Source organism: Mucilaginibacter rubeus, assembly GCF_014643835.1.
In the GTDB taxonomy this organism is placed as follows: Bacteria; Bacteroidota; Bacteroidia; order Sphingobacteriales; family Sphingobacteriaceae; genus Mucilaginibacter; species Mucilaginibacter rubeus.
In genome coordinates this window covers 738,856-752,417 of record NZ_BMKD01000002.1, presented here as the reverse complement: position 1 = coordinate 752,417, position 13,562 = coordinate 738,856, and the positions used below count along the sequence as shown (strand labels likewise).

Below are 13,562 nucleotides of genomic sequence, written 5' to 3'. Positions count from 1 at the left end.
AGGTAAACAGATTGTTATTAATTAACCTGTTAACCTCAAAAAGTTTAGGTTTGTTTTAAATCTGCTTAACAAACATTAAACATCGAAGCCATTAAGATCAGCCCGTAAACCTGGCATTACTCAATCCATATAAGCCGTCTATTATTTTTAAAGTAGCCTCGCCAACTCTTTGGTTCAAGAGTGATCGTATCTCGATATAGATATCCAGTTTAACCCATAGATGGATCGCTTACAGTGTTTCGGATTTATCACCTAAATGTTCATAAAATGATACTCCGGCAGCATTCCACAGGTTTTCAGATTTTTGCCTGAAACACCATTCGGCAAAATCATAGTTCTTTTTGAGTTGTGCGACGTTATTACTTTTATGAGAAGCTACAGTAACCGGTAATAACTCCATGAAAACGCCATAAATTGAAGTTTGTGGATCCTCAAAGTCCTTCTTTAAGGAAGGGAGGCATTCAATTGCCCGTTTTCGCCAGGCGCTCATAACTGCTGATATTTCTTATTGTTTTTTAAAATAGATAAAAGGCGGGAGTTTACCAAACACAAACTTTGTAACATCGCAAAGCCACATTTGCTGGTCAAGGGCTTTTCCTTCATAGTCTCCAAGCAAATAAATGCCGCCGCCAACATGGTCTTTATAATCTTCGATGAGTTGGAGTATCGCGCTGCCTTCAAAAGGTTCTTCGGCCAAAAGAAGTTTAACTTCGTTGCTCCCTTCACCAACATAATCAAGCATGGTATCGGCTCCTTCAACCATTTCAAGGTCGGCCTTAACGCCCTGCCAATCGGGTAGATCGATGTACCAGCGGCCGTTATCTTCTTTTATAAATTTATAAGTATGAATAGCGGTTGTCATTACGCTAATATAAAGCAAAAAGTCCTGCCGTTGGGCAGGACTTTTGTATAAAAAAGGTGTTCAATTATTTCACTACCGAAAACTTATAAAGCGATTGCGTTTTATAGGTATCGCCGGGTTTCAATTCCGTAGAAGGGAATTGCGGCTGATTTGGTGAATCAGGAAAATGCTGGGTTTCCATCGCGAATGAAGTACGGTACTCATCTTTAATACCGCGTTTCATTGCATTTTTAGCCTGCATAAAGTTACCGCTGTAAAACTGTAAGCCAGGTTCTTCGGTAAATACTTCCATTTTGATACCGCTTTTATCACCTACAACAGTCGCAATTGGAGTGCTCAGGTCATGTTTGTTCAGTACGAAGTTGTGATCGTAACCTTTGCCATCTTTTAACTGCACATTGTCGTCGTTAATGCGTTTGCCAATGGTTTCGGGCTTAGTGAAATCGAACGGAGTGCCGGCAACTTTTTCAAATTTCCCGGTAGGGATCAAGCCTGCATCAACCGGTAAATAATTATCAGCATCTATCTGCACCAAATGATTGAGGATTGTACCGCTGCCTTCGCCATTGAGGTTAAAGAACGCGTGATTGGTAAGGTTAACAACCGTTTTTTTATCGGTAGTAGCTTCGTACTGGCATTTAAATGAGTTATCCTCGGTAAGGCTGTAAATTACTTTAACATTAAGGTTACCGGGGAAGCCTTCTTCCATATCTTTTGAAAGATAGGTAAGCTCTACGGTAGATGAATCGATCATTTTACCATCCCACACCACTTCCTGGAAACCGTGTTTGCCACCGTGCAGCATATTGGGCGTATTGTTAATTGACGATTGATAATCTTTACCATCTATTTTAAAATGGCCTTTGGCAATACGGTTGCCGTAACGGCCAATGGTAGCGCCATAATAACGTTCGGTTGATTTTTCAAAACCTTCCACATCATCAAAACCTAAAACAACATCGGTTAACTTGCCGTTTTTGTCGGGCACTAACAGGCTTACCACACGGCCGCCATAATTGGTGATGGTGGCAATAATGCCGTTTTTGTTTTTAATGGTAAATAAGTGGGTTTGTTTACCATCGATTGTTTTTTCGAATGCTGATGCAGTGGTTTGGGTGCTATCCGCCATAGTAGTGTTTTTCTGTGAGGTTGAATTTTGATTACAGGCAGCCAAATATAGGCTACAAGCAGGTAAAATTGTTAAATAAATACCTTTAATTAATTTTCTCATAAATAGGTTGGTTATAGTTTGGTTTAAAAATAGCTTTTTTTCATTATTCCTTCGTTTTATAATGGATCTCACTTAAACCACGCAATTTTTCAGCAGCAAACTCTGCCGTGATATCGCGTTGCGGATTGGCCAGCATCTCATAACCTACCATAAACTTTTTAACCGTGGCCGAACGTAACAGCGGCGGATAAAAATGCATATGCCAGTGCCAATAGGGATGATCGCCCGAGTTAACCGGAGACTGGTGCATACCAGCCGAATAAGGGAACGATGTTTCAAACATGTTATCATACCTGATGGTGAGCCTCCTGATAGCGTCGGCAAGGGCATGTTTTTCCTGCTCGGTAAAGTATAAAATGCTTGTTACATGCCTTTTGCTTACAATCATAGTTTCGTACGGCCAAACTGCCCAAAACGGTACAAGCACAACAAAATGTTCATTTTCAAAAACTATGCGGTCCTGCTTTTTAAGTTCCAATGCAAGGTAATCGGCTAAAAGGCTTGTACCTTTTTGCTCAAAATGAAGCTTTTGCTGCTGGGTTTCTTTGGCTACTTCAACGGGCAGGCTGTTTTGCGCCCAGATTTGCCCATGCGGATGCGGGTTGCTGCAGCCCATGATATCGCCCTTGTTTTCAAAGATCTGGATGTGCTTGATCCATGGATAAGAAGCTAGGTCTTCAAATTCCGACTGCCATACGTCAACCACTTTGCTAATCTCTTTGGTGGTCATCTGGGGCAGGGTGAGGTCATGCCTCGGCGAGAAACTGATTACCCGGCAAATACCTTTCTGGCTGTTAGCTACCAGCAGTTCTTCTTCATTTAAACCGCCATCCGGCGTATTCAGCAACAGCGATGAATAGTCATTGGTAAACACAAAGCTTCCTTTATAATCGGGATTTTCGCTGCCATCGGCCCTTTTGTTTGTGGGGCACAGGTAACAGGCCGGATCATACTGCGGGCGGTCGTCGGCTTGTGTAGCCTCAACTTTGCCTTGCCACGGGCGTTTTGTACGATGCGGCGATACCAGGATCCAGTCGCCTGTTAAAATGTTTAACCTACTGTGAGGATGCTCTTTAAGATCAAAATTTGTGTCCATTAGTTTAAAATCAGGTAATAATTGGCTTATACATGTAAGGTAGACAGTTATACCTTAGCGATTTCAAAGTTGGTAAAAATAAATGTAAATCATACATTTAAAATAAATTTTTCAAAATAAATAGTTACGGTAGAAAGATTGAGAGTATTTGTAGAAAGGAGGGGGTAATGTCATACGAGTAGGAACGACGAAGCAACAACATTCTGTACAGGCGGCTATGCTTCCTTGCGGCTGCCGCGCTTCGCTCAATGACATGCTTTGGAAGTTTAGAATCCCAATCCACCGGCCTCCACCACTGCCGAATCGCAGATATAAGTTGGCACAATGCCGGTGGCGGTGATGCGGTTTTCGGCGTCTTTGGCTTGGGTATTACCGGATAGCACCAGTACGGTATCCAAACCAAATTTATTGCCGCCCAGAATGTCAGTTTGCAGGGTATCACCTACCATTACAATATCTCTTTTACTGATCGGCCTGCGCTCGCGGAGCAGATCGTAGGCAAACATGAACATTTGCGAATCAGGCTTACCGAAACGAATAAACTCTTTACCCACAATTTTTTCTATCATACTGGCTAAGCCGCCTATGGCTATAGATACATCATGCTTGGTTAGCGGATAGGCATGATCGGTATTGGCTACAATGGCCGGAATGGTGCGCTTACGCATGAGGTTAACTGATTTGTTCAGGTCACGTCCCCAGTCAAAACCTTCGTCATCTAAAAACACCAGCGCGTTAACCCTGTCAATATTGCTTTCGTTTACTTCGCTGATAGGCAATGTATGCAGCCCAGAGCTGTCAATGTAATGGGCAGAATCGGGCGTGCCTAAATAGGCTACGATACCGTCGTTCACCTTCAGGTCAAGATATTCTTTGGTAAGCATGCCCGATGATATGATCCTGTCGGGCGTTATGGCGGTCAATCCTTTGGTGGTATAGGATTCGGCTAATTGCACCGGGCTTCGTGATGCATCGTTGGTTACAATATAATACTCCTTACCTTGTTCTGCCAGGTAAGAAAAAGTGCGCTCAATACCCGGAAGCAGGCCGCCATAGTTTTTCAAAACCCCAAAAGCATCAAAAAAAACAACTTCGTATTTATCAATTATGGATTTAAAGTTGTCTATCCTGGTCATGCTTATCTGTTTTAGGGCTTTTTATAAAATAAGCCTGAAAGATAGTTAACCTATTTTAATTTTAAGGCCTCAATGATCTTTTCGGCATCAAAATCCCTGTCTACCGATGGTAAATAGATGTCAAAAGCTTCAGCCTGTAGTTTTTTGGCATATTGTTCGCTAAAAAAGTGCTTACCATCTTTAATTACGTAATTCAGGATAAAAAAACGATAAGCTTCTTTTAAAAAGCGGATCTCATCGGCAGTAAGCGGGTTAACTTTATGGTATTCTTTTAAAAAAATAATGAATCGGTCTTCCATCATAGTGTTGATCACGTAGCTGAAAACAGTACGGTCGCCAATATCAGAAACTACGCGACTGAAGAAATAAAAATCGAGCAAACGGTAACTCATCCTGAACCAGTCATAATCCCAGCGCGAGTAAAGCTCAAGATCAGGTGTTACCGAAAAGTTGCCGATATTCCAGTCGATAAATACAGGAATGATCTCGAACGAGCTCATGTTGTATTTGGAGCGGTTTTTCAAAAAGGTTTCACAGTGGTATTTTAAAAAGTCGGCCTGCATGCCGGTACCAAATTGTTTTGGGTTGCTCTCGATTTGTTGCTGCAAGGTCCAGATATCGGTGCGTAAAGTCTTTGACGATTTAGGCAGCACATTTTTAACCCTTGAGCAGGCTTTATGGAATTTGCCAACCTGCTGACCAAGTTTTTTAATATGGTTTTCTTCTAACCGGCGTGGCAGGCGCTGTAAAATACGTGTAGGGTTATAGAAAACCACCCAGGCATCGGTTTTGCCGTGTTTATGATGATAGATGTAAACGCGGTTGTTTTTTTGTAAAGAACGAGCCAGGAAATTCTCAAACGGGTAAAGCAGGTTAATAGCCAGCGTTTGAATAATGCGGTGGTCCTCCTTAAAATGTTCGAACTTGCCAAAGTATGAGAGTTTGGCTATGATAATATCATCGTCATCAAACGTAATACGGTACACGTGATTGGTTGAAACCATAGCGCTGATATCTTCAATATCGCGGATGGTTTTTGACGCGTCATACCCTTCCCAGGCCTTGCGGATAATAAAAGAATAGTCCATTTGTATGTGTCTGCCGGCAAAGTTACGCCATTGGCAGCATTCGGTTTATAATTAAGGGTGTAAATATATTGTCTGAACCCGAATTTTTCGAATTAAAAAATTAAACAGAATATTAATTCTACTCATTCCCAAAATTCGTTTAATTCGAGTTCAGACATCCTTCCGGTTCAGATTATATAATCTCAAAATACCTCTTCAACTCCCAGTCGGTAACGCTTTTGGCAAACTGGCGGTATTCCCACAGCCGGGTTTGGGTGAAGTGATCAACAAAACCTTCGCCAAAGAGCTCTTTGGCCAAGTCGGAGTTTTGCATTGCCGTGGCGGCTGTATGCAGGTTTGGCCATAGTACACCATTACGTTTGTCTTGGTAACCATTGCCTGTTGTTGGCTTAATATTTAGCTCAAGCTTGTTTTTAATACCGTACAAGCCCGAAGCCAGTGCTGCAGCCATGCCCAGGTATGGGTTGGTATCTGAACCCGGGATGCGGGTTTCCAGGCGGGTATAGTTTTCGGTGGTATTGATAACACGTAACGCGGTAGTGCGATTTTCTACGCCCCAGGTTATGGTAGTGGGTGCCCAGGCCCCTTCAACAAGGCGTTTGTAGCTGTTGATGGTTGGCGCGTACATAGGCAACAGGTAAGGCATGCAATATAGCTGGCCTGCAAGGTAATGCTTATGCAGGTCGCTCATTTTGTTTACATCATTGGCGTTGTAAAACAGGTTTTTTGATTGATCTTTAGTCCACAGGCTTTGGTGGATATGGCCGCTGCAGCCTGGCAGCGTTTCAGTCCATTTGGCCATGAATGACGCTATAATGCCGTGTTTATAGGCTATCTCTTTAACTGCGGTTTTAAACAGGGTTGCTTTATCAGCGGCAGCTAAAACTTCATCATGCAATATGGCAGCTTCATATACTCCCGGACCAGTTTCGGTATGCAGGCCCTCAATCGGGATATTGAATTTGGTAAGCAGATTAAACAGATCATAATAAAAATCGCTGTTTTCTGATGTACGCAGTATAGAATAGCCGAACATGCCCGGTGTGAGCGGTTCAATATTAGTGAACTTTTTATCGGCAAGGGTTTGCGGTGTTTCTTTAAAATTGAACCATTCAAACTCCTGTGCAAATTCGGCGTGATAGCCCATCTCATCACATTGCGCTTTAACATGTTTGAGCAGGCTACGCGGACAGGCCGGCAAGTCGTTGCCGTCGGGTTTGCTGAAATCGGCTAAAAAAAAGGGGATATCATCCTGCCAGGGCACATTACGCAGGGTCGACAGGTCAATACGGCAAAGTTTGTCCGGGTAACCGCTTTGCCAGCCGGTTAACTGTACGTTATCATAACAAACATCGCTGCTATCCCAGCCAAATACCACATCGCAAAAGCCATAGCCACTTTGCAATCCATCAATAAATTTTTTAGGGTGGATCACCTTACCGCGCAAAATGCCATCAATATCGGCAAAGGCGAATTTTATTTTCTGGATGTTATTCTGTTCTATATACGCTTTGATCTCTTCTGTGTTCATGGTATAAAAGTATGGCCGGTTAAGGTGCAGCAAGATAGCTATTATGGCTTAAACTATAAAAAAATAGCCTGTGCGTGTATAATACGCGTTTGCGCTTACCTTTGTTTGAGCTATTTATGGAAACAACAAGTCAATTTTTATTTGTGTATGGCACATTGCTGCAGCCCGGCAATGAGTTTGCAGCGTATCTAAATAAACACTGTAAATTTATAGGTGACGGAAGAATAAGAGGGCGACTTTATGATATTGGCGAATATCCTGGCGCAGTGATCGGTAATACTGAAGAACGCTACATTTACGGTAGTATTTTTATGATGGATGACCCCGACATTATATTAAAGGTAATTGACGATTATGAAGGTGTCGGTGGGTTATACCAACATCCGCATGAATATATAAGGGAAACGGTGAGCATCTATACCACTAATGATATCATGGAGTGTTGGATGTATCTTTATAATTTACCTGTAGCCGCTTATAATGAGATTGCCACGGGTGACTATATCCAATATTTAAAAGATACTTCTGTCAAAAATAATGTTGCTAAGCAGCCATTTAAATAACGATGTTTTTTCATTTCAAAGATAGATTTCCGAAGTTGAATGCCTATTGGGACAGATACCTGCCATTTCAGAAACGCATGGAGGTACCGGCTAAAACAGTGTTACTTCAGGAAGGCAAAATATCTCAGCATTATATCTTTATTGAAAAAGGTTGTGTACGAACATTTTTCAATAACAATGGTGATGATAAAACGGTACAATTTTTCTTTGAAAATGAAGGGTTAAGTTCTTTCGATAGTTTTGTAAACAACGTGCCAAGCTCGTTCACAATCGAAACTATTGAACCATCGGTTATTTATCTGTTGCCCAGGCAGTATGTTTCCCAATTAATGGATGAGTTAAGCCACGAGCCCGATTTTGCACAAATGATATTACAGATGACGGCCCGGCGGCAAATGCATTACATTAATGAGTTTGTTTCCATTATTCGCGATACACCTGAACAACGCTATCAGCTTCTTTTAAACGAGAGGCCGCATATCATACAGCGAGTACCTCAGCATTATATTGCCTCGTATCTGGGTGTAAGCAAAGTACATTTAAGCCGCATAAAAAGCAAACTGGCAAAAGGCAAATCGCATTTCTGAACTTGATAACATATGTTATCGTCCCGGTTTGTATGCCTGGCTAATTTTGTGTTATCAAAAAAAGAAAAATAACATGAAAGCAGCAGTAATGTATCAACAGGGAGGCCTACCTCAATATACAGATTTTCCTGAACCGGCGGTTCAAAACCCCGACGAAGTATTGGTTAGTGTAAAAGCAGTAGCTATTAAACATCTTGACAAAAGCAGGGCATCGGGCAAGCATTATTCGAGCGATGCACTTAATGAAAACGGTCGTGTAATTGGTGGCGACGGTGTTTGTGTTCTTGAAGATGGGAAACGCGTATATAGTATAGGTGTAAGCGGTATGCTGGCAGAAAAGGCTGTTATAAATAAAAACAGGATGGTGAAAATACCTGATGGTGTGGATGATGCCGTTGCGGCCGCTTTGCCAAATGCAGTTATTGGCGCCGCTATGGGACTTAAATTTAAGGCCAATATCAAACCCGGAGATGTTGTGCTTATCAATGGCGCCACCGGCTTTACCGGGCGTGTAGCCGTACAGATTGCCAAACACTACGGTGCAAAAAAAATAATTGCAACCGGTAGAAACAAAGCATCCCTTAACGAACTGTTGGCACTTGGGGCCGATGAGACTATTTCCTTAACGCAGGATGATGACGGCTTTAAAGCACGGTTATCAGCAGTACATTCGCAAACACCGATAGATATTGTCATAGACTATTTATGGGGGCATACTGCCGAAATGATCCTTACTTGCTTAAAGGGTAACGGTTCATTTACCAATAAAATAAGATATGTATCTGTAGGTAGTATGGCCGGAGATCTTGTACAGCTTTCGGCGGCAACCCTCCGAAGTGCTGATCTTCAGTTAACAGGGTCGGGACTTGGCGCATGGTCAAAAGCACAGGTAGGTGAACTTTTTAGGGAGATTTTACCGGAGATGTTTGCGCTTGCGGCTGCAGGTAAATTAAAAGGAGATACTGTTAAGGTGAATTTAGCAGATATTGCCGAACTCTGGAACCTGGAAGTGCCTAACGGGCAACGCCTTGTGGTGATAATCGACAATTGAGGCATTTCAAAGCATAATATCCCGGTACAAAAAATCCCCCGGTTATAAACCGGGGGATAAAATAATAACTATTTATTAGGGGGATTAAAGCTTAGCTGATTTTACAGTTTTGATGATCACAGCAGCAACTTTGTATGGATCGGCAGCTGAGTTAGGACGACGATCTTCCAGGTAACCGCTCCAGTTGTGGTCAACAGCGTACAGAGGGATACGGATAGAAGCACCACGGTCAGATACACCATAGCTAAAGTCATGGATAGAAGCTGTTTCGTGTTTACCGGTTAAACGCTGATCGTTATCAGCGCCGTAAACAGCGATACACTCAGCAACTGCAGGGCGGAAAGACTCGCAGATAGCTGTGAAAATTTCTTTGCTGTTTGCAGTACGTAAAGTAGTATTTGAGAAGTTAGCGTGCATACCTGAACCGTTCCAGTCTAATTGACCAAGCGGTTTGCAATGCCAGTTAACAGCAACTCCGTATTTTTCGCCAATTCTTTCCAATAAATAACGTGCAACCCAGATCTGGTCACCAGCTTCTTTAGCACCTTTAGCAAAGATTTGGAATTCCCACTGGCCGGCAGCAACCTCAGCGTTGATACCTTCAACGTTTAAGCCTGCTTCTAAACATACGTCTAAGTGTTCTTCAACAATTTCGCGACCGAAAGCATTGTTTGCACCTACTGAACAGTAGTAAGGGCCTTGCGGGCCAGGGTAGCCACCTGCAGGGAAACCAAGTGGTTTGTTTGTTGCGGGATCCCACAGGAAGTATTCCTGCTCAAAACCGAACCAGAAATCATTATCATCATCAGCAATGGTAGCACGGCCGTTTGATTCATGTGGTTTGCCATCAGCACTTAATACTTCGCACATTACTAAGTAAGCGCTTTTTCTTTGCGGATCTGGAACAACAAAAACTGGCTTTAAGATACAATCAGATGAACCACCTGGTGCCTGCTCAGTTGAAGAACCGTCAAAGCTCCAGTTATCTAAATCTTCTACTTTTCCGCTAAATTCTTTAACGATTTTTGTTTTGCTACGCAGGCTTTGTGTTGGTTTATAGCCGTCAAGCCAAATGTACTCGAGTTTCGTTGCCATTTTTTAATTAATTTGTAAAGTTGGGGTTCTAATTATAGTTTTTGTATTAATCTCAATAATTATTAAGGCGAATTTAAATTATTTTTACAAAATTCATTACAAATGTTAAGAAATTTTGTATTTTTTTTCAATAACACGTTAATTATAGCTGCAAACCTGTAAAAAAGGGTCTGTAAAACTGTGTTTTTAACAATTTCATATTTTCGGAAATGAATAAGGGCTGTTTTTTATCAATAATGCAAATGTGCATGTACGGGGTAGCCTTGCAGGTATAATACAAGCAGATATACTTGCCTCTTCCGGTAAGGCTGAGATAAAAATTATTGATACAGGAACTTAGTCGCTTAATTTTTCTGATATGTTCTTAATAGCGTCGTCGAGCCTGGTGGCCGAATCGTAAAGATGCTTTTCAACCTGTAAAAACTCCTCTTTTTTGTCTTTGCTTTCGCTCATCAGCTCAACAAGGCCTAATATATTGGTAAGATGTTTGCGTACCTCATGCGAGTTGATAAAAGCCAGCTCGTTTTTTTTGGTATCATATAGTAATTTTTCATAGTGCCGTTTTTGCCTGGCGCTGCGATATAACAGGGCAATAACAGCAAACATGAAAACTGTGGTAATGCTGATGAGGATCAAAATAAGGCGTTCGCGCCTGTATTTTTCGGCAGTATCGGTAAACGAGGTTTCAATTTTATCAATTTTTATTTGCGCCGATACGTTGCCCACCTGTGTAGTATTATTCAGGCTCTCTTCTGATTGTTTCAATGCAAGGTCAAAATTCTCGACAGCCAGTTTGTAATCGCCCCTGTCCCGGGCTATTTTTCCAAGCAATTGATAAAGATGATGCTTTATTTCAGGGTGATTATCAGAATATGGAAGCGCGAGCAGTTGGTTAGCTATAGCGCTTGCCGAATCCGGTTGTCCGTTCAGGTAAAAAGCATCGGCCAGATTTTGTTTCTCAACATCGTTAGGTACATATTTTTTGTCCCTTTGAAGGTTTTTGATTTGTGTTATAGCTTTGTTATAATCATGTTTTAACAGCGATATATAATAGGCAGTACGATATTGGTAGCTGAATAGTTTATAACTTTTGTTGTTTGGCCCCATTAAATCATCATGACATCGCTGCAGCGAATCAAGGTTTTTCATCCTAAAAAAATTCTCGGCCTTGTTATAGCTTATTATCGTGTAAAATCTGTCGTCCTTTATCTTATTTTCCTCCTTGATATGGAATGCCTGGTTAAGGTAATATAATGACTGGCTATACAGGTTGAGTTTGTAATACAGATCGGATATATTGATGTTCAAGAATACCTGCAATAGCGGATCGTTAAGTTTTAAAGCTTGTTTTTGAGCCAGGCCGTAACTGTATATAGCGCCTATTGGGTTGCCTTTATCTGTTTGAATAAAAGCAAGATGGCTAATAAACGAATAAAGCAAAAAATCGGCTTTGTTCTTTGAAGCCTGATTAATGGCTTTAACCATAGCACTTTCAGCTTCGGGGAGTTTTAAAAAGCGTTTCTGAATAATGCTTTCAATAAAGTATTTTAAAGCTTCCTTATCGCCCACATCGTATTTATCAAGCTCCTTATAAACTTCATTTTTACCCTGCGGGATTGTATTTACGGGCCCCTGCTGAAAGCGGAGCTTAATATAATTAACCAGTTTTTTATCCTGAAGATCCCTGTTCTGGATCTTTAAAAAATGAACAAGACTGTCTTCAGGAAGATATATATAAGGATCAGCTTTTGAATAGCTCACACCAAATATTACCAGCAAAAAACAGTAGAGGAATTTTTTTAAGCTACGCGGCATGGAGCATAAAAATACGTTGGCGCATGATAATTTCAAATACTTTGTACCATTTAATTTTAACTGTCAAATTTATCAAGCAGCTTCAAAAGCGTTTCAAAGTCTTTAGGATATGGAGCATGGATGGTAACTTCGGTTTCGGGATTGATACGAAATGTTACTTCATAAGCATGCAGGGCAAAGCGCTTCATGATAGGCAGCTCTTCCTGATCTTTACCCAAATGATATTTGCGCTTTATTTTAGAGAGAAAAACAGGCTCGCCCTTATACATCTCATCGCCGGCTATGGAGGCTCTTTGTGTAGCCAGGTGGATCCTGATCTGGTGCATACGGCCTGTAACCGGGCGGCATTCAACCAAAGTATAATGTTTATAATATTTTAACGACTGAAACCAGGTTTCGGCACGCTTGCCTTCCTGCCTGCTGATGGTTACACTGCCCTTGCCAACATTTAATATAGGCAAATCAACAAGCAGGTTATCGAAAGTATGTGTGCCGTCAATAACCGCGTGATATACTTTTTTAACCTTACGCTTTTCAAACTGAATGGAAACCGACCGGTAAGCCTCGGGATTTTTTGCAAAAATAAGCGCGCCGGATGTTTCTTTATCAAGGCGATGACAGATCTGCGCATCGTCCCAATAAGCCTTAGCCAGCCTTAACATGCTGATCTCGCTGCTGCCTTCGCCCCGTTCATCAAGTGAACTTATAAAAGGCGGTTTGTTTACAACAATAACGTCGTCGTTCTCAAACAGTATCAGATCGGCAAATTTGGGAAACTTCATAGCCCGCAAAAATACGGTTTATAATTTAAACAGCTGCCACCGTATTTTATTCATTTATGCTGCTAAATTAAAGCTGCAAACAGGGGGGTAAGGAATTAAGTTGAATGTTAATAAAAGTTTTAGCTAATATTTACTCCATATCATCATCGTTTAATAAATAAAACTTCCTGTTTTTCCTCGTTAAAAAAGTGTACCTTCGCGCCGTTATTTTCATGGTGGTGCTGAGCGCTTTTTTGCCTGTAATCCCTTCATCGACAATAAAAAAGAATTAAATAAACAATGAAAAAAATTGGCGACTACAGGAAACTCCTGAACGTGACCGAAAATGCAGAGTTAAGCGAGTTACGTTCGGTTTATAAAAGCATGATGAAAACCTGGCACCCCGACAGGTTTCAGGACGACAACAGGGCAGAGGCAGAAGAGAAGAGTAAAACAATTATTGAAGCTTATCATTTTTTGGTAAGCATTGCACCTGAAACCCGTGCTCAAACTTTGCCTGATTATACAGCTACCACAACGTTATCAAACATTGCCGATTTTGAGTATAAGCAACAGGTACTGAAAGTTACTTTTCTTGATGGTAATGTGTATGAATATTTTGGCGTGCCCAAAGCGGTTTATATCAAACTGATCAATGCTGATTCGCCCGGCCGGTTTGCCCGCAGGCATATTTTTAACGAGTTTGTATATCGCAGTGTAAATAAACTGGTTGCTTCGGCTTAATT

General features: G+C 41.4%; 14 protein-coding genes. 4 read left to right on the top strand and 10 right to left on the bottom strand.

The window, feature by feature from the left end:
* Nucleotides 1-229: 229 nt before the first annotated feature.
* From IEX80_RS09715 to IEX80_RS09685, 7 genes are all read right to left on the bottom strand, one after another.
* On the bottom strand, nt 230-490 hold the full coding sequence (locus IEX80_RS09715) for a DUF7674 family protein (RefSeq protein ID WP_090526401.1): 261 nt from the start codon (nt 488-490) through the stop codon (nt 230-232).
* 15 nt (nt 491-505) lie between these two features.
* Entirely contained in the window at nt 506-862 is a 357-nt protein-coding gene (locus IEX80_RS09710; RefSeq protein WP_090526402.1) for a DUF6717 family protein, read from the bottom strand.
* Between the two features lie 64 nt (nt 863-926).
* Nucleotides 927-2,093 carry an aldose epimerase family protein gene (locus tag IEX80_RS09705; protein ID WP_188832752.1) on the bottom strand — a complete coding sequence of 389 codons (1,167 nt, stop codon included), beginning with the start codon at nt 2,091-2,093 and terminating at the stop codon, nt 927-929.
* A gap of 43 nt (nt 2,094-2,136) precedes the next feature.
* A complete protein-coding gene (locus tag IEX80_RS09700; RefSeq protein WP_188832751.1) occupies nt 2,137-3,189 on the bottom strand; it encodes a UDP-glucose--hexose-1-phosphate uridylyltransferase in 1,053 nt (350 codons plus the stop codon).
* A gap of 266 nt (nt 3,190-3,455) precedes the next feature.
* On the bottom strand, nt 3,456-4,325 hold the full coding sequence (locus IEX80_RS09695) for an HAD-IIA family hydrolase (protein WP_188832750.1): 870 nt from the start codon (nt 4,323-4,325) through the stop codon (nt 3,456-3,458).
* Nucleotides 4,326-4,375: 50 nt separating this feature from the next.
* Nucleotides 4,376-5,413, bottom strand: coding sequence for a hypothetical protein (locus IEX80_RS09690; RefSeq protein ID WP_188832749.1), 1,038 nt, complete (start codon nt 5,411-5,413; stop codon nt 4,376-4,378).
* Nucleotides 5,414-5,585: 172 nt separating this feature from the next.
* On the bottom strand, nt 5,586-6,944 hold the full coding sequence (locus IEX80_RS09685; RefSeq protein ID WP_176627665.1) for a glutamine synthetase family protein: 1,359 nt from the start codon (nt 6,942-6,944) through the stop codon (nt 5,586-5,588).
* A gap of 116 nt (nt 6,945-7,060) precedes the next feature.
* On the opposite strand from IEX80_RS09685, the gene IEX80_RS09680 reads away from it, so the two are divergent.
* The 3 genes from IEX80_RS09680 (at nt 7,061) to IEX80_RS09670 (ending at nt 9,145) form a co-directional block, all read left to right on the top strand.
* Complete coding sequence (locus tag IEX80_RS09680; protein ID WP_090526413.1) at nt 7,061-7,507, top strand: gamma-glutamylcyclotransferase family protein; 447 nt, start codon at nt 7,061-7,063, stop codon at nt 7,505-7,507.
* A 2-nt stretch (nt 7,508-7,509) separates the two neighbouring features.
* Nucleotides 7,510-8,094: a Crp/Fnr family transcriptional regulator gene (locus tag IEX80_RS09675; protein WP_090526416.1), complete on the top strand. Its 585-nt coding sequence runs from the start codon at nt 7,510-7,512 to the stop codon at nt 8,092-8,094.
* A gap of 73 nt (nt 8,095-8,167) precedes the next feature.
* Entirely contained in the window at nt 8,168-9,145 is a 978-nt protein-coding gene (locus IEX80_RS09670) for a quinone oxidoreductase family protein (protein WP_090526418.1), read from the top strand.
* Nucleotides 9,146-9,229: 84 nt separating this feature from the next.
* Here IEX80_RS09670 and IEX80_RS09665 read toward each other — a convergent pair whose 3' ends face one another.
* The 3 genes from IEX80_RS09665 to IEX80_RS09655 all read right to left on the bottom strand — a co-directional run bounded on the left by IEX80_RS09665 (nt 9,230) and on the right by IEX80_RS09655 (nt 12,837).
* Nucleotides 9,230-10,240: a glutamine synthetase beta-grasp domain-containing protein gene (locus IEX80_RS09665; RefSeq protein WP_090526420.1), complete on the bottom strand. Its 1,011-nt coding sequence runs from the start codon at nt 10,238-10,240 to the stop codon at nt 9,230-9,232.
* A gap of 336 nt (nt 10,241-10,576) precedes the next feature.
* On the bottom strand, nt 10,577-12,001 hold the full coding sequence (locus tag IEX80_RS09660) for a hypothetical protein (RefSeq protein ID WP_229701578.1): 1,425 nt from the start codon (nt 11,999-12,001) through the stop codon (nt 10,577-10,579).
* A gap of 110 nt (nt 12,002-12,111) precedes the next feature.
* Nucleotides 12,112-12,837 (bottom strand): RluA family pseudouridine synthase, encoded by a 726-nt coding sequence (locus tag IEX80_RS09655; RefSeq protein ID WP_090526425.1) that lies wholly within the window; start codon nt 12,835-12,837, stop codon nt 12,112-12,114.
* Nucleotides 12,838-13,116: 279 nt separating this feature from the next.
* Between IEX80_RS09655 and IEX80_RS09650 the strand changes: the two genes are divergently transcribed.
* Nucleotides 13,117-13,560 (top strand): KTSC domain-containing protein, encoded by a 444-nt coding sequence (locus IEX80_RS09650; RefSeq protein ID WP_090526427.1) that lies wholly within the window; start codon nt 13,117-13,119, stop codon nt 13,558-13,560.
* Nucleotides 13,561-13,562: the final 2 nt, after the last annotated feature.